The sequence below is a fragment of the Microbacterium sp. NPDC055442 genome, from assembly GCF_053644215.1.
In genome coordinates this window covers 84710-101941 of sequence record NZ_JBSHLF010000004.1, presented here as the reverse complement: position 1 = coordinate 101941, position 17232 = coordinate 84710, and the positions used below count along the sequence as shown (strand labels likewise).

12 protein-coding genes are annotated in these 17232 nt (G+C 70.8%); all 12 read right to left on the bottom strand.

The window, feature by feature from the left end; all coding sequences use genetic code 11:
* Positions 1–6: 6 nt before the first annotated feature.
* The gene (locus tag ACWIBS_RS10240; RefSeq protein WP_376129192.1) at positions 7–1665 is read right to left on the bottom strand and encodes a PucR family transcriptional regulator; all 1659 of its coding nucleotides are present in this window, start codon (positions 1663–1665) and stop codon (positions 7–9) included.
* 19 nt (positions 1666–1684) lie between these two features.
* Positions 1685–2785 (bottom strand): o-succinylbenzoate synthase, encoded by a 1101-nt coding sequence (gene menC, locus ACWIBS_RS10235; RefSeq protein ID WP_376129190.1) that lies wholly within the window; start codon positions 2783–2785, stop codon positions 1685–1687.
* Positions 2782–3588, bottom strand: a complete 807-nt coding sequence (locus ACWIBS_RS10230; protein ID WP_376129189.1) for a GNAT family N-acetyltransferase — start codon at positions 3586–3588, stop codon at positions 2782–2784. Before ACWIBS_RS10230 ends, menC begins: the two co-directional genes overlap by 4 nt.
* Entirely contained in the window at positions 3585–4709 is a 1125-nt protein-coding gene (locus ACWIBS_RS10225; RefSeq protein WP_376129187.1) for a M20 family metallopeptidase, read from the bottom strand. The genes ACWIBS_RS10230 and ACWIBS_RS10225 overlap by 4 nt, the downstream gene beginning before the upstream one ends.
* On the bottom strand, positions 4706–8110 hold the full coding sequence (locus tag ACWIBS_RS10220; protein ID WP_376129185.1) for a serine hydrolase: 3405 nt from the start codon (positions 8108–8110) through the stop codon (positions 4706–4708). Before ACWIBS_RS10220 ends, ACWIBS_RS10225 begins: the two co-directional genes overlap by 4 nt.
* Positions 8107–8880: an ABC transporter ATP-binding protein gene (locus ACWIBS_RS10215; protein ID WP_376129183.1), complete on the bottom strand. Its 774-nt coding sequence runs from the start codon at positions 8878–8880 to the stop codon at positions 8107–8109. Before ACWIBS_RS10215 ends, ACWIBS_RS10220 begins: the two co-directional genes overlap by 4 nt.
* Positions 8877–10781 carry a dipeptide/oligopeptide/nickel ABC transporter permease/ATP-binding protein gene (locus tag ACWIBS_RS10210; RefSeq protein WP_376129182.1) on the bottom strand — a complete coding sequence of 635 codons (1905 nt, stop codon included), beginning with the start codon at positions 10779–10781 and terminating at the stop codon, positions 8877–8879. Before ACWIBS_RS10210 ends, ACWIBS_RS10215 begins: the two co-directional genes overlap by 4 nt.
* Complete coding sequence (locus tag ACWIBS_RS10205; RefSeq protein WP_376129180.1) at positions 10781–11776, bottom strand: ABC transporter permease; 996 nt, start codon at positions 11774–11776, stop codon at positions 10781–10783. Before ACWIBS_RS10205 ends, ACWIBS_RS10210 begins: the two co-directional genes overlap by 1 nt.
* A 53-nt stretch (positions 11777–11829) precedes the next feature.
* Positions 11830–13425 carry an ABC transporter substrate-binding protein gene (locus ACWIBS_RS10200; RefSeq protein WP_376129179.1) on the bottom strand — a complete coding sequence of 532 codons (1596 nt, stop codon included), beginning with the start codon at positions 13423–13425 and terminating at the stop codon, positions 11830–11832.
* 41 nt (positions 13426–13466) lie between these two features.
* Positions 13467–14855 carry a serine hydrolase domain-containing protein gene (locus ACWIBS_RS10195; protein WP_376129177.1) on the bottom strand — a complete coding sequence of 463 codons (1389 nt, stop codon included), beginning with the start codon at positions 14853–14855 and terminating at the stop codon, positions 13467–13469.
* A gap of 75 nt (positions 14856–14930) precedes the next feature.
* Positions 14931–15824, bottom strand: coding sequence for a serine hydrolase (locus tag ACWIBS_RS10190; RefSeq protein ID WP_376129175.1), 894 nt, complete (start codon positions 15822–15824; stop codon positions 14931–14933).
* Entirely contained in the window at positions 15821–17197 is a 1377-nt protein-coding gene (locus ACWIBS_RS10185; protein ID WP_376129173.1) for a serine hydrolase domain-containing protein, read from the bottom strand. Before ACWIBS_RS10185 ends, ACWIBS_RS10190 begins: the two co-directional genes overlap by 4 nt.
* Between the last annotated feature and the right edge of the window lie 35 nt (positions 17198–17232).

The following is a 17232-nucleotide window of genomic DNA, read 5'->3' as shown; positions in this document are numbered from 1 at the left end:
TCGGCGTCAACGGCCGAGCATGCGCAGTTGCAGCATCGCGGTGAACCGCGCATCAGCGTCGCCGAGGTCGAGCCGGCCGACCTCGGCAGCCTTGCGCAGCCGGTAGCGGAACGTGTTGGGATGCACGAACATCGTCGCCGCCGCACGCCCGACGTCACCGAAGTGGTCCAGCCACGCACTCAGGGTCGCGACGAGGTGGCCGCCCGCGCGATCATCGTGCTCGACCAGGCGCGCGACGGCGCCCGTCACGACGTCACCGCGCGCCGCGACGAGATCCCTCAACTCCAAGAGCAGCGATTCGGTCAGCACATCCGCCATGCGCGCGACGAGGCGCACGGGGCGGTCATCGGACGGCGGATGCTGCTCGCGGAGCACCCGCAGCACGCGCTGTGCCGCGGCGCGCGACCGCGCGACACCGGCGATGTCGTCGGCGCACGGGCCGACGGCGATGACGGCCGGCATGCGCGTGCCCACGCGCTCGAGGAAATCCCGGGCGATCCGCACGGCGCGCACCTGGTCGTCATCGCCCGCGACGGGGAGCAGACCGTAGACGGTGTCGCCCACGAGCGCCGCGGCCGAGCCCGGCCGCACCGCCGACAGGTGCACGGCGAGCGCATCGGCGAAGCGCTCCCGGTCGGCGAGGAGCTGCTGGTCATCCCGTGACGCCCCGTTCGGCGTCGCCGCCGTGAGGGATGCCGCCACGACGCTGACCGGCTCGCCCGCCAGACTCAAGCGCGCGAGGGCGTCACGCGCACCGGCGCCGCCCTCGAGCGCCGTGCTCACGAGCTCGGCGCGCAGGCGCCGCTGCACGTCGGCGCCCGCGCGCACGCGCAGCAGATGGAGCGCCACGAGCTTCGCCGCATCGCGCAGGGTCGCGACGCGCTCGTCGGTGAGCGGCCCGTCCATCGCCGCCCAGATCGAGCCGAGCATCTCATCGCCCGCGCGCACGGCGATCGCGACGCGCTGCGTCGTGACGCCCTCTCCGAGCTGGATCGGATCGATCACGACGGGATGGTCGTGACGGTACAGCTCGCGGAACACCCCGAGCTCGGTCAGCGTCCGGGCGTAGCGCTCGGGCACCTGGCGCCCGATGATCGTCTCGGCGCGCGAGGGGTCGGCCTCGTCCTGTCGTCCCGAGAAGGCGAGCACACGCGATGAGCGGTCTTCGATCGTGATGGGGGCGTCGAGCAGTGCCGCGATGGCGTTCGCGACCGCGAAGAGGTCCCCTGAAGGAAGCCCGCCAAGCGATTCGATCTGCTCTTCGCCGACGTCGTCTTCGGCCAGGAGCGACCGCAGCAGGGCCGCGAGCTGCGTCCAGGTCGCACCGCGCGCCAATCCGAGCAGCGTGACGCCCCGTCGATCCGCCGCGGCGCGCACGGCGTCGGTCACCGGAACGGGTGAACGCACGACGACGGCCGCGATCGAGCGCGGCGCGAGGTCGTCGAGCAGCGCCGTCAGGCCCGCGGCATCCTGGATACCGATCCCCAGAACGATCGCGTGCTCGGGGTAGACGGGTTCGTCGGCGGGGTCATGGATGACGACACCTCCGACGAGCCGCGCCGCGTCGATGCCGCCGTGCGCGATCTCGAGCAGCGTGATGCCGAGGTCGTCGTAGATGCGGCCGAGACTGGACCGCGCGAAGCCGTGCTCCGGAGCGGATGTCATGAGCGGGAGCATATCCGTCTCAGAGGGGAAGCCACTCCGTGTGGGTCGTGAGCTCGTCGAGCACGTCGGTCAGCGGGGCGACGCCGAGACCCGGCCCGTCGGGCACCGCGAGGTGCCCATCCTGCATGACGAACGGCTCGGTGATGTCGGTCCGGTAGAACCGGTCGCTCGCCGAGACATCACCGGGAAGCGTGAAGCCCGGCAGCGACGCGAGCGCGATGTTCGCTGCGCGCCCGAGACCCGATTCGACCATGCCGCCGCACCAGACCGGCACGCCGTGAGCCGCCGCCAGATCGTGGATGCGGCGCGCCTCGAGGTAGCCTCCAACACGGCCGGGCTTGATGTTGATGATGCTCGTCGCGCCGAGCCGGATCGCCGCCGCCGCGGTCTGCGCCGACGTGATCGACTCGTCGAGACAGATCGGGGTGCGCACGATCTTCGCGAGGTCGGCGTGGCCCAGCACGTCTTCCTCTTCGAGCGGCTGCTCGATCAGCAGCAGGTCGAAGTCGTCGAGCTTCGCGAGGTGGCGTGCGTCGCGCAGGGTGTACGCCGTGTTGGCGTCGACCTGCAGCAGCACGTCGTCGCCGAACCTCTCGCGCACGGCACGCACGACGTCGACGTCCCACCCCGGCTCGATCTTGAGCTTGATCCGCACGTACCCCTCGTCGAGGTACCCGCCGACCGCTTCGAGCAACTCGGGAGTGGAGTCCATGATCCCCACCGACACCCCGCACGGCACCGTGTCGGTGATCGAGCCGAGCTCGCGGGCGAAGGACCGACCCTCGCCGCGCAGCTCGGCATCGAGCACGGCCATCTCGATCGCGGCCTTCGCCATGCGGTGACCCTTGAAGCGGTGCAGCGCCGCCGCGACGCCGTTCGCATCGCGGACGCGCGCGACAGCGGGCAGGAAGAACCGCTTCATGACGTCGACGGCACCCTCGGTGTACTCGGGCGAGTACACGGGGTCGGGAAGCGTGACGCATTCGCCCCATCCCTCGGCGGCATCCGTCACGGCCCGCACGAGCAGGATGTCGCGCTCGGTCTGCGTTCCGAAGGACGTGCGGAACGGCGAGACGAGCGGCATCGCGACGCGTCTCAGCTCGAAGCCCTCGATCTTCATCGGCTGTCTCCTTCTTTCACGATGTAGCCCGCCGCCCGGTCGTAGCCGACGATGCGTCCTCCTGCGGCGAGCAGCCCGGACAGCTGCTCCCGCACGTCTCGGCGCCACACGCGGGCCCGCGCCGGGTCGCTCGATCGCAGCTGCTCGATCCGCTCCGGCAGCGCCACGCTGACGTGCCCCGGTGCGCGCGGATCGATGCGCCGAGCGGATCCGGATGCCGCGGCCCGCACGACGTCGTCGTTCAGCTCCCACCGCACGAGCAGACGGTCGGTCTCGTCGTCGCCGTTGATGGCATCGGACATCGCCCCGTAGAAGTTCGGAAGGTACTCGAGGGGTCGCGCGCGCAGCTTCTCGACGTTGAAGTACGCGTTGCGCGAGATGAGCGGATCGAAGGTCCACTCGATCGCCTCGATGTCGCGCTCGAGCGCCCAGCCGCGCTGATGCAGTTTGAGCGCGAACCCGACCGAGCGACCGCCGTGCGGATCCCGCACGCCCGCGATGTGACTGTGCATCGCGTGCCGGTCGGGCGAGGCATGGAAGGCGACGGCCGCACCGATCAGCTCGTCGCCGTCGAACGCCCCGCCGATGTAGTTCCCCGCCTTCGCGAAGGCGCGCAGCAGCTCGGGCGCCATCGGCGGATTCTCGGCGCTTCGACCCCAGATGCCGCAGAGCAGTTCGACCACGGCGTGCTCCTCGGCGATGTTCGAGATCTCGCGCACCGTGACCCCCGCTGCCCGGGCGGCGGTGTGTGCCGCCGCCCGGGCGTCGCCCACGGTGTCATCGGCGTGCAGCAGATCGGTCACGATGGGCCCTCTTCCGTGTCCGAACGCAGCTCCTCGACGAGCTCGGCGAGCAGCAGGGTGCGCGGCACGAGGTCGGCGATCTGCACGTGCTCGTGCTCGGCGTGCGCTCCGCCGCCGACGGCGCCGAGACCGTCGAGGGTCGGCACGCCGACACCCGCGGTGAAGTTGCCGTCGCTGGCCCCTCCCACGGCGACCCCTTCGAGGGGCGCCAGGCCGAGGCGCTCGGCGGTCGCCTGCGCGAGCGCGAACAGACGAGCGGATGCCGCAGCCTCGAGCGGCGGACGGTTGATGCCGCCGTGCACCTGGACGTGCGCGCCCGGGACCGTCGGCACGAGCGCGCGCAGCGCAGCATCCACCCGTTCCTGCTCGAGAGCCGTTTGCGCACGGACATCGATCCAGAACGAGGCCCGAGCGGGCACCGTGTTGGTGGTCGTGCCGGAACCCGCGACCGTCGGGGTCACCGAGGTGCCGGCGGTCGCGTCGCCGAGGGCGGCGACGGCGAGCACCTGATGGGCGAGCTCGATCGTGGCGTTGACGCCCTTCTCGGGCTCGAGGCCCGCGTGGGCGCCGAGCCCGTCGACGGCGATCTCGTAGAGCGAGACGCCCTTGCGTGCGATCTTGAGGGCGCCGCCGTCGGCGGAGGCCTCGAGAACGAGCGCGGCGTGCGCGCCGACAGCGGATTCCTCGATGAGGCCGCGCGAGGTCGGCGAACCGAGCTCTTCGTCGCCCGTCACGAGCAGCGTCACGCCATCGCGATCGTCGAGGGCGGCCAGGGCGTGCAGTGCCATCGCGAGGCCCGTCTTCATGTCGAAGCATCCGGGTCCGCGCATCACTCCGTCGATCACCGAGAACGGCAGGCGTTCGAGCGTGCCGATCGGCCAGACCGTGTCGTGGTGCGCGACGACGAGCACGCGGGTCGAGTCGCCGAAGCGCCAGCGCACGTGCGTCACACCGTCGATCACGATCCGCTCCGCGGGAACGCCGAGGAGCTCTTCACCCACGGCGGCGACGACGTCGGCCGAGCGGGCGACGGCGGCGAGGTCGGCCGAGGGCGACTCGCACTCGACGAGTCGGCGGATCGAGGCGACGAGCGTGTCGACGTCGGCGGGGGCGGTGATCATGCCTGTGTCCCGACCTTCTCACGGACCTCGGCGGACGCGGCCGGGGCGACGTCGCTCGAGACCTTCGGCGTCGCGCGCGCGCCGAAGTGCACGTACTCCTCACCCGTGGGCAGGGCATAGAAGGTCAGCGTCATCCAGGTCTGCGTCCCGGGTGCCCGCACGGCCCACAGTCGGTCGTCGAGTCCGACGAGGTCGTATTCCTCGACGGGGTCGGGCATCATCTCGGCGAGCGGACCGAGGGTCGTCGTGCGCAGCTTGGCACCGCCGTCGGCCTCGAGGATCTCCATGCGCACCGACGCCCGCTCGTACGTGCCGACGAGCGGGGTGATGTCGATGTCGAGCGGCTCGTCGGGCACCGACACGGGCGCCTTCATCTGCAGCCCCGAGAGTTCGGCGAAGATCTCGCGGTAGAGGTCCTCATAGAGGTCTCGCGTGTTGCCGCCGTTCGTGAGCAGCGTCACGGCGACGCCGGACTCGGGATGGATGCGCAGGAACGCCGCCTGTCCGAGCGTGTTGCCGTCGTGGCCGTAGAGACGCTCGCCGTTCCACTCGAAGCGGATCCAGCCGAGGCCCCACGAATCGCCGAGCACATGCTTGTCGGGCACCTCGGCGTGGAACTCGTTCATCGCGGCGACCGTGCGCTCGTCGAGCAGCCGCGTGCCGTCGGCGGCGAGGCCGCCCGCGAGGTGCAGGCGCGCGAAGGCGAGGACGTCCTCAGCACGTGCCGTGATGAGTCCGGCGGGGCCGACCGAACGCGGCAGCAGGAAGGCGGGCGTCACGATCTGCTCGCCGCCCGCGTCGACGTGGCCGACGGCGGCGCCGTAGAGGATCGCATCCTCGGGCAGCGTCACCGTGTGGGTGAGGCCGAGGGGCTCGTAGAGCAGCTCGCTGAGGGCCGCATCCCACGTCTTGCCCGTCACGACCTCGATGATCCGGCCGAGGATCGAGTACCCCGAGTTGCAGTACGACCAGGTCACGCCGAGGGGGTGGTTGCGGCCGGCCGTGTCGAGCGAGTCGACATACTTCTCGACGGCGTCGTCGCCGCGACCGGTGTCGGTGAAGATGTCGCCGTCGATGCCGCTCGTGTGAGTGAGCAGATGCCGGACGGTGACGCCGTCGGTCGTCTCGTCGTCGACGAGACGCACACCGGGAAGGATGTCGGCGACCTTCGTGTCGAGGTCGATCCTGCCCTCGTCGACGAGGCGCATGACGACGGTCGCCGTCCACACCTTCGAGATCGAGCCGATCTGGAAGATCGAGTCCTTCGTGACGGGTGCGACCTCGAGGTTCTTGTTGAGCGTGCCGTGCACGGCCGTGACGACCTCGTCGGCCCGGCCCTCGTGCATCCGCAGAATGCCCAGCTGCGCGCCGGGCACGTTGTGGCGCTTCGCGAGGGCGGTCAGCCGTCGTTCCCAGTGCCCCGCGTCGATCGCAGCCGGGCGGGGACCTGCGGCATCGCCGGCGTAGCGCTCGACCCAGTCGACGACACGCTCGTTGTAGTCGATGCGGTGGCTCGGACGCCCGAGGATCGGGAAGATGTGGCTGCCGCCGGGATAGAGCACGAGACGGGTCGGGATGCCGCGCTCGCGCAGCGCCGTGTGCCACTGGCGCGCCTGGCCGACGGGGCAGCGCAGGTCGTCATCGCCGTGCAGCACGAGCGTCGGCGTCGTGACGTTCTCGACCTGCGAGTAGGGCGACATCTCGGCGAGACGTTCGCGATCCGCGCTGCTCCACGGCATCGCCCCGATCTCGAAGACGTTGAGCAGGTGCGCGTCGTCGCTCGTTCCCCCCATACTCACGAGGTCGCTCACGACACCGCCCGCGACGGCGGCGGCGAAGCGGTCGTCGCGGCTCGTGAGATAGCACGTCATGAAGCCGCCGTAGCTGTAGCCGGTCACCGCGAGCCGCGCCGCGTCGACGACGCCCTCGGCGACGAGCTGGTCGATCGGCTCGAGGAAGTCGTTCGCGTCGCTCACGCCCCACGCGTCGTTGACGGCCGTGAAGAACTCCTCGCCGTACCCGTCGCTGCCGCGCGGATTGAGCATCAGGATGGTCCAGCCGCGTGCGGCGAGCACCTGGTGATACAGGTGCATGTCGTCGACGGCACCGTTCCACGCGTTGTGGGGGCCACCGTGCACGTCGACGAGGAGCGGCGTGGCACCGGACACCTCGGGGTCGCGCAGGATCCACCCCTGCACCCTCACGCCGTCGCCGATCTCGAACTCACGCGACTCCCGCACGAACAGCTCGACGCCCTCGGGTGCCGAGCCCTGCGCCGTCACGATCTCGTGCGTGCCGGTGGTGACCTCGAGCCGCACGATCTCGCCGAACGAGGCGGGCCCCGAGGCGGCGAAGGCCGCGACATCGCCGGCGACCGACAGACCCGCCACGACGATGCCGTCGCCGCCGTGGACGAGTCGGGGCTCACCACCCGTGAGCGCAACGGCATACAGGTGCGAGCATCCGCGGTCGCGCACGGCGAAGAGCACATCGCCCGATGCGGTCACCTGCGGAATCGCGCCGGGATACGCGGGGGCACCGGGCATGACGTTGCGATCGAGGGATGCCGCGAGTTCGACGGCATCGCCCGTGACGGCGTCCACGCGGTACAGCCGCGCGATGCCGACGGGCTCGGCCGCCCAGCCCACGACGACGAACTGCTCGCCGTCCGGCGTGTAGGAGACCGTCATGGCGCAGCCCTCGGCGAACCCGACGACCTTCGGCGCGGCGGCGGGGTCGGCCGGGTCGATGACGTGCACCGCCGCGCGGAAGACGAGGTCGCCCGCCCCTTCGGACGCCGCCGTGTACGCGATCCGCGAGCCGTCGGGCGACCACGCGGGGCTCATCGCCTGGGCGTCGGCCGATGTGAGCTGCCGCACATCGCCCGAGGCGAGGTCGAGAACGTGCACCTGCATCCGCATGCCGCGGAGGAATCCGGTGCCGTCGACCTCGTAGCCGACGCCGTCCGTCACGATGGGACTCGTCGAGCGCTCAGCGCGGTCGTCATCGGTCTCATCGCCGTGCGCCTCGAGCTCGACCGGCGCCACGAAAGCGATGCGGGTGCTGTCGGGCGAGAACACCGCGGAGCCGGCGCCGAGCGGCAGGTGCGTGCGCTGCTGCCCCTCTCCGCCGGCGACCGGCAGCGTCCACAGCTGGCCGTCGCGCAGGAAGGCGAGGGTCTGTCCGTCGGGCGAGAACACCGGCGCCGAGTCGGACGAGCCCTGCGTGAGGCGGCGGGCCGCGCCCGCGGCATCCGTCATCCACAGCGTCGTCGTCGGCCGGTCGGTGTCGCCGTCGACACCGGCGAGGACATAGGCGATGCGGTCGCCGCCGGGTGCGAGAGCGGGCTGGCTCGGGATGGTGAGGTCGAGCAAGTCGTCGATGCGGAGTCTGCGGGTCACGGGGTGCTCCTCGAAGGGTCGGGATGGGAACGGACTCGGCCGGGGATGGCGGCCAGAAGCTCGCGCGTGTACTCGTCGCGGGGGTGGGAGAGGACCTCAGCGGCCGGCCCCTCTTCGACGATACGGCCGCCGTGCATGACCGCGACGCGCGAGGCGACGTAGCGGACGACCGCGAGGTTGTGCGAGATGAACAGCATCGACAGCCCGAGCTCGGCCTGCAGTTCGCGGACGAGGTTCAGGATGGCGCCCTGGATCGAGACGTCCAGGGCCGAGGTGATCTCGTCGGCGATCAGCACGTCGGGTCGCCCCGCGAGGGCGCGCCCGATCGCGACGCGCTGCCGCTGGCCGCCGGACAGCTGCGACGGATAGGCACCGGCACGGGCGGGGTCGAGGTGCACGAGCTCGAGCAGTCGCTCCACCTCGAGACGCTGCGCCGCACGGGTCAGACCCCTCGGCAGGGTCTCGGCGATGCTCGCGCCGATCGTCATGCGGGGATCGAGCGACGAATAGGGATCCTGGAACACCATCTGCAGGGGCCGGCGGCCGCGGCGGACGTCGATCGGCCGTCCGTCGAGCAGGATGCGCCCCGCGTGCAGCGGGGTGAGACCCACCGACGCACGGGCGAGCGTGGATTTGCCCGAACCGGATTCGCCCACGAGGCCGAGCACTTCGCCGTCGGGCACCGTGAGGCTGACGTCGTCGACGGCGGTCGTCGCACCGCGGCCCGACCCGAAGCGCACCGAGACGGCGTCGAAGCGCAGCTCGCTCATACGACCGCCTCCTCGGCGTCGCGCACGGGATCCGTCACGACCGGCAGCGGCTCCCCGGCATGCCAGCACGCGACGCGGCGACCCGCCGCATCCGTCACGAGGTCGGGGTCGACCTCGCGACAGTGGTCGTCGGCCAAGGGGCATCGGGCGGCGAAGGCGCAGCCGGCAGGCACGAGCGCGGGGTCGACGGGTCGGCCGGCGACCGTCGCGAGAGGGCGATCGAGGTCGGTCTGCATGTCGGGGACGGCCGCGAGGAGGGCCCGCGTGTAGGGATGCTGCGCGTGCGACAGCTGCGCGGCGGGCAGGTCCTCGACGATGCGGCCGGCGTACATGACCAGCACGCGATCGCAGATCTCGGCGACGACCGACACGTCGTGGCTGATGAGCAGGATCGCGACGTCGTCGTCGTCCCGGATCGCGCGGAGCAGATCGAGCACCTGCCGCTGCACCGTCACGTCGAGGGCCGTGGTCGGCTCGTCCGCGATGATGAGCCGCGGACTGCCCATGAGTCCCATGCCGATCATCGCGCGCTGACGCATGCCACCGGAGAACTCATGAGGGTACTGGCGGGCGCGGTGCTCCGGGTCGGCGATCCGCACGGCACCCAGGCGGTCGACGGCGCGAGCGTGCGCTTCGCGGCGCGTCATGCCGTGGTGCTGCGTCGACAGTTCGGCGAGCTGACCGCCCATGCGCTTGGTCGGGTTGAAGCTCGTCATGGGGTCTTGGAAGACCATCGCGAGCGACGTGCCGAGCAGGCGTCGGTGATCGGCCGGTGCGCCGTCGAGCAGGTCCGCTCCGATGAACCGCAGAACGTCGGCGTCGACGACTCCGGGCGACTCGACCAGCTGCGCGATCGACAGTGCCGTCAGCGACTTGCCCGAGCCGGATTCGCCGACGATGCCGACGACCTCGCCCGCGCGCAGCGAGAAGGTGATGCCGCGCACGGGTCGGACGAGCCCGTGCTCGCCCGGGAACGTCACCGTGAGGTCGCGGACGGTGAGCACGTCGTCGGCCGGGACGGAGGCGGACGTCGCGGGCTTCGCGCGCCGCGGCTGCACGCTCGCGAGTTGCGCGACGATCCCCGAGGACTGGATACCGAGTGCACGCGCCGCCGCTTCACCCACGAGGTTGAACGCGAGGCCCGCGATCACGACAGCGAGGCCGGGCGCGAGCGCCGCGAGCGGATTGATGTAGATGCCCGACAGGCCCTCCATCATGAGCCGGCCCCAGTCGTACTCGGGCGGCTGGACGCCGAGGCCGAGGAAGGAGAGCCCGGCGAAGGCCAGCAGGCTTCCGCCGGCGCCGATCGTCGCGTTGACGATGAGCGGCTCGCCGATGTTGGGGAGGATGTGGCGGAAGAGCACGCGCACGCGACCGACCCCGCCGATGCGCGCCGCCGCGACGAAGTCGCGCGCCGCGATGCCCGCGACGAGCGTGTGGCACAGGCGCGCGAACGCCGGCGCCCCGGCCAGACCGATCGCGAGCGTGGCCCCGAACCATCCGGTGCCGAAGATGACGGCGAAGAAGAGCGCGAGGAGAAGACCCGGGAAGGCCACCGCGATGCCGACGAACCACGTCACGGCGCGCCCCGCACGGCCGAGGAGGAACGGCGCGACGCCCAGCAGAACGCCCGCCGTGACCGCGACGACGGTCGCCGTCAGGGCGAGCAGCACCGACAGCTGCGTCGCGACGAGCACGCGCAGCAGCAGGTCGCGACCGAGTCCGTCGGTTCCGATGGGATGCTGCGCCGACGGCCCCGCGAGGATGTTGTCGGTGTTCGTCACGTCGGCCTGCGCACCCCACAGCACGGGTGCGAGCACGGCGGTGAGCAGCACGACCGCGAGGAGGATCGCGGCCGTGAGGCCTAGGGGCGTGCCGAGCGTGCGGCGGACGGCGCGCATCAGTGCTCCGCCACCGTCGTGCGCGGGTCGAGCACCGCGAGGATCGCGTCGACGACCGTGTTGATGATGAGGACCCCCGCGCCGTAGACGAGCACCGTCGCCTGCACGACGGGGTAGTCCTTCATCTGGATGGACGACACGATCGTCGAGCCGAGACCCGGCCACGCGAAGACGTTCTCGACGAGAACCGTGCCGACGACGAGCGTGCCGAGCAGGAGGCCCGCGAGCGTGAGGGCAGCCGTCACGGCGTTCGGCAGCGCGTGACTGAGATAGATCCGCCACGCCGGCAGGCGCTTCGCCCGCGCCGTGCGGACGAAGTCCGCCTCGAGCACGCCGAGCATCTCGACGCGCACGATGCGCGCGAGCACGGCGGCGGGTCCGAGAGCCAGGGCGATGACGGGCAGGATGTAGGACTCGGGGCCCGTGCGGCCCGCGATCGGCAGCCAGCCGAGCGACACGCCGAAGACCGCGACGAGAGCGACGCCCAGGAGGAAGTCGGGGATCGCCGAGACGAAGACGCTCCCGGACGCGAAGCCCAGCTCGAGCTTGCGTCCGCGCCCGCGACGCGTCGCGACGGCCACCGCGACGCCGATCGGGATCGAAATGACGAGGGCGAAGAGGAACGCGAGGACGGCGAGGCTCGCGGTCGCCGGCAGACGCTGCGCGATGACGTCGACGACGGGGACGTTCGTCTGGATCGAGGTGCCGAAGTCGCCCGTGAAGACACCGCGGAAGTAGTTGACGTATTGCACGAGGAGCGGGTCGTTGAGCCCGAGCGCCTCACGACGGGCGGCGACGAGCTCGGCCGAGGCCGTCGGGCCGAGCGCAGCGCGCACCGGATCGCCGGGGATGAGGTGCACCATGAGGAACGCCGCCGTCATGAGCACCCACAGCGACACCACCAGTCGCCCCGTCCGGCGCAGGATGAACCGGAGCCAGCGATGATCGCGGGCTGGGCGCACCTCTGCGGCGGGCGGGGCGACGGCGGTGGTCATGCGGAGGGGTCCTTTCCGCGCCCGACCGGGTCCGACGCGTTCACGGGTTGATGTCAGCCGGCCAGCATCCGGATGCTGGTGGGGATGATCGTGTCGAGCTGATCGAACTGCACGCTCTTCCCGAAGGTCTTCACGACACTGTTCGCGAACGGCACGACATCGGCCGCACGATAGAGCTCGGCCTCGGCCTCGGCCCATGTGTCGCACCCGTCGATGCCCGGGATCGTCATCGCCTCGGCGACGCCCGCTTCGTACGCGTCGTTCTGGATGCCGGCGAAGTTGGTGCCCTCGGGAGCAGCCGGGCCCGACACGAAGCCGACGACCTGGTCGGGATTGTTGACGTTGAGCGGCACCCACGCGATGTCCCACGCGCCCGTGCCGAAGATCGCGTTCGTGAGGGTCGTCGAGTCATTCTGGGTCGGGCTGGCCTTGACGCCGATCTCTTCCCACGCCTTCGCCGCGAGCTCAGCGGCCGACGTGCCGCCCGTGCCCAGCGTGTTGGCGTAGAGGAAGGTGAACTCGAGTCGCTGACCATCCTTCTCACGCACGCCGTCGGACCCGAGTGTCCAGCCCGCGTCGTCGAGCATCGCGTTCGCCGCATCGACGTCGGTCTCGGGCAGGTTCCCCGTCACGGCGTCATATGTGCACGCCGAGGGAGCGACGATCGTGAGGCGCTTCGCGGGAGCGCCGGTGCCCCCGGTCAGCACTTTCTGCAGTTCAGCGAAATCGAGCGCCTGCGTGAGGGCCATCCGCACGGCGGGGTCGCTCGTCGCGTGCGCCTCGCCCTGGTTGTACCACTGCTCGCCGGTCAGGGCTTCGATGCTCGTCGAGAAGAGGTCTGCCGCCTCGAGGCGCTGCATGTCGGGGCCGACGATCTGCGCGGCGTTGATCTCGCCGGACATCACGAGGTTCGCCGCCGTCGTCTCGTTGGGGATGATGCGCGAGGTCACTGTCGCGGGCATCCCCAGCTCGGCTGTCGTCGCGCCCCCGGGACCCCACGTGTACCCCTCGCGGAGCTCATACGTGTAGTGATCGTTCGGCACCGCCTCGGTGAGCACGTATGGCCCGGTGCCGAACGTCTGCGTCGCGAGCTGACTGCGATCGGCCATGCCGGCATCGCAGACCATCGGCACGTTCGACAGCCCCTGCAGCACGAAGGGCGTCGATCCCGCCAGCGTCAGGGTCACGGTGCTGCCCTCGGCTTCGGCCGTCGACCCCGGAGGGTAGAACGACCCGAGGAACGGGCTCTGGTTCTCGGGGTCCGAGATCCAGTCCAGGTTCGCCACGACGGTGTCCGCGGTGAAGTCCGCGCCGTCCGCGCAGGTGATGCCGTCGTTCATGACGAAGGTCACCGTCTGGCCGTCGACATTCCATTCCTTCGCGAGCTGGCTGCCCACCGTGCCATCGGCGTCGACCGAGACCAGACTGTCGTAGGCGAAGACGCTCAGCTGGAACAGCGAGCTGACGGCGGATGCCTGCGGGTCGAGCGCGCCGGGATCGGCGACCTGCGCGAGGGTGAACGATGCTCCGTCGACGTACTCGCCTCCGTCGCTGGGCTGTCCCCCGCCCCCGCCCGAGCAGGCGGTGAGGGCGGCGACGGCGAGTAGTGCTGTGGCGGCGGTCAGCGCCGGCCTGGTGAAGGCGGTCATGCGGTTCTCCTGGAGTGTCGGGCGGTGTCGTGCTTTCGGTGTCAGTCCGCGCGGCTCATCGCGCGGCCGTAGTGCAGGTACTTCCGGCGACCTGAGCCGTCATCGCCGAGGAACGTGTAGACCATGTGCATGTCCTTCATCGCGGGCTCGAGCGCGATGAGCGAATTGGCGGCGAGCCCGACGATCTCGACGCGCTGGGGCTTCTCACCCATCTCGGCGGCGAGCCCCTTGGGCGTCGTGTCCATCCACAGGCGGCCGTCGTCGTCGACGCTCACGCTCATGTCGAACGTCGAGTTCGAGAAGGCGCCGACGAACGGGGCGGGATCGACGGCCAGCGGCTCGGCGGGCGGCAGCGGGAACCCGTGCAGCTCAGCGCCCGCGGCATCCTTCACGATGCGTCCCACGACCGCGTTGAACAGTCCCATCACGTCGCCGCCGTTGGTGAGCAGCGCCACGGCGATCCCCGCCTCGGGCAAGACGCGCAGGAACGATGATTGGCCGATCGTGCCACCGTCGTGGCCGACGATGCGCGGTGCCCTGTCGGCGAAGATCTCCCAGCCGAGCCCCCACGCGTCGCCCATGCCGGTGACGAGCGGAAGGTCGACGTGCGTGTCCTGCATGGCGCGGACGGATGCCTCGGCCAGCACGCGCGTGCCGTCTGCGGCGGCCCCGCCCTCGATGTGCATACGCGCGAACGCCACGAGGTCGCGCGCCCGCATCGCGAGCATCGATCCCGCCGGCTCGTTCGACTTCGCGAGGGCCCACACCGGCGCGGGCGTCTCGACGCCGTCCTCGCCCGGACCGACGTGACCGACGGCGACGCGGTGCAGGATCGCCTCGTACGCGCTCGGCGCCGTGTGAGTGAGACCCAGCGGCGCCACGAGGTGCTGCATGAGCGCGGCCTCCCAGGTCGTCTCGCGCAGCACCTCGATGAGGCGGCCGAGCACGATGTAGCCGGCGTTGTTGTAGGCGAAGAGCTCCCCGGGAGCGAAGACCTGCGGCAGCTCGGCGAGCGTCGCGACGTACTTCTCGATCGCGTCGTCTCCGCGGCCGGTGTCGGTGAAGACGTCACCCTCGAAGCCCGCCTGATGGCTCAGAAGCTGCCGCGTCGTGATCGCCGAGGCCGCGCCCTCGTCAGCGATCCGGAAGTCGGGCAGATAGTCGCGCACCGGGGCGTCGAGGTCGACAAGCCCCTCGTCCACGAGTTGCATGACGAGCGTCGCCGTCCACACCTTCGTGATCGATCCGATCTGGAAGACGGAGTCGGACGTCGCTTCGACACCCGTCGCCGTGCTCAGCACGCCGGCTGCGGCATCGATCACCTCGCCGTCCTTCAGCACGGCGACGGCGGCACCGGGCACTCCGTGCTCTGCCACGAGGCGAGCGAAGTCGGTGCGGAGGAAATCGGCGACATCGGCGATGTTCTGCATCCCCTCACCATAAGAACCGAAGCCGTCGCAGTTTTTGTTCAATCGGATGAAACTGACGCGGAGGATTGGTCCAGCTCACCCAAAGTCACGCAACGCGTCGACGGCCAGACGCGCAGCGACGCCGATCGCACGATCCACCTCGGGGCGATGACCCTCGAGCGAGTCCGCACGGGTGAACACGGCCACGGCGTAGACCCGGCCATCGGGGTACGTCACGGCTCCCACCTCGTTGCGGATCGCCGGAAGCGTGCCGGTCTTGCCTGCGACGCGCACGCCCGCCGGAAAGCCCGACGACAGTCGGTGGGGCCAGACCCGCTGCGCCATCGCGGCGCGCACGCGAGCGCACGCGTCGGGAGGTGCGGCGCGGTCGGTCCAGAGGGCGTCGATGAGCGTCGTCATCTCGCGCGGGGTCGACGATGTCGATCGCGTGGGATCGAGCGCCGAGAGGGCCCAGAGTCGCTCGGCGGGCTGCCGGCCCAGCGCCGCGTCGATGTCGGGGACGTCGCGCGGGATGCCCAGCTCGTCGACCATCGAGTCGATGATGTCCTCGCAGCATCCGTCGATCCGCGTGCCGGCCAGGCCGAGATCGGCGAGCACCCGATCGACGGCGGCCTGGCCGACACGATGGAAGAGAGCATCGGTGGCGGCGTTGTCGCTGAGGGTCAGCATGAGATGCGCCAGGTCGCGCCAGGTCAGTACGGCGTCGTCGCGGAGCCCGGCGAGCCCGACACCGCCACGGCGATAACGTGCGGTGATCGTCGTCTGCTCGTGCGGCAACAGCTCGCCCGCCGACACCGCGCGTTCGACCGCGACGGCGACGGGGATCTTGAACACCGACGCCAGCACGACTCGCGCGTCGGCCGAAACGTCGACCTCGGCTCCCGCACGGCTGCCCACGGGACGCGCGTGGAGGAAGCCCGAGACCCCCGCTTCGTCGAAAACGGTCCGGATGTCATCCTCGACGGTCATCGCTGCGCACCCGCGGGCGACTCCGTCCGCCGCAGCGTGCGGCCCTGCGTCTTCAGGCGGACGACGGCACCGTCTGCGCCGCGCTCGAACCGCCCGAAGACCGTCTGCGGCGCTTCGGGACGCACCACTTCGTCGCGCACCCCCGTGAACGCCAGGCGCAGCGGCGGCGGGAGCACCCGCTGCTCGTCGTCGGACGGCGAGGTGAAGAAGAACGTCGCGCGCAGCATTCCCTCGTCGGCGATGAGGTCGATCCCCCAGGTGCCTGCATCGAACCGTCCGCAGTAGGGCGCCAGCTCGCGCGGTTCTTGCGAGACCGCGGCGCGGGGCTCATCGGGCACGCGCCCGAGCAACGTGCGGAAGCACCATTCATCGACCGCGGCACCGAGCGCGCCGCCCGCCCCCGAGTTCGCGAGCACCGTGACGCCCAGCCCCTCGTCGGGAACGAGCGTCATCGTGGAGCGCTGGATGCCCGCGACGTTGCCGCCGTGGGTGACGGCGGTCGTGCCGTACTCCCGCACGAGGAGCCACGGGAGCCCCACCGCGTCGAACGGCACGGCGGCATCGGCCTGCGCCGTCTGCATCAAGCGACGCCGTTCCGGCGAGACGGGCGCCGAGACGGCGGCGGTGCCGTCGAGGTGGAACCGGAGGTATCGCGCCTGGTCGGCGATCGATGAGACGAGGCCGCCCTCGGGGAGCGCGGACCGGCCGAGACCCCACGTGTGCACGACGGTCGAGGCGCCGTCGGGTCCCACCTCGTGTCCGGCGACGTGGGGCCGGGAAAAGACATCCCACGGCAGGAACAGGCTCGATCCCATGCCGAGGGGCTCGAGCACGCGGCGGCGCACCACGATGTCGTAGTCGTCGCCGTCGACCACCTCGAGCAGACGACCGAGCAGCCGGAACCCGGCGTTGCTGTACGAGAAGCTCTCCCCCGGCGGCGCGTACTGCGGCAGTTCCCCGTACTGGGCGATGCTGCGCTCGAGAGCCGCACGCGACCAGTCGGACTCGTCGTCGGCGATGTCACCCTCGAAGCCGCCCGTGTGGGTGAGGAGGTGCCGCGGCGTCAGTGCCGCGAGTGCGCGCGAGCTGCTGAGCCGCAGCTCGGGCAGAAGGTCGGCGACGGGCCGGTCGAGGTCGAGACGCCCTTCCTCGACGAGAGCGAGCACCGTCGTCGCCGTCACCGTCTTGGTGGTCGAACCCGTCATGAAGAGCGTGTCGATCGTGACCGGAGCGGGGGCCGCGACGCTGGCGACGCCGGTCGTGAACAGTCGTTCGACACCGTCGTGCACCACCGCGACCGCCGCGCCGGGGATTCCGGCATCCTCGGCCGTGCGATCGATGAGCTCCTGGAGCGCCGCGAACGTGGCATCCATTGCATACACCTCGTATCCATTGTTGGAATCTGCCT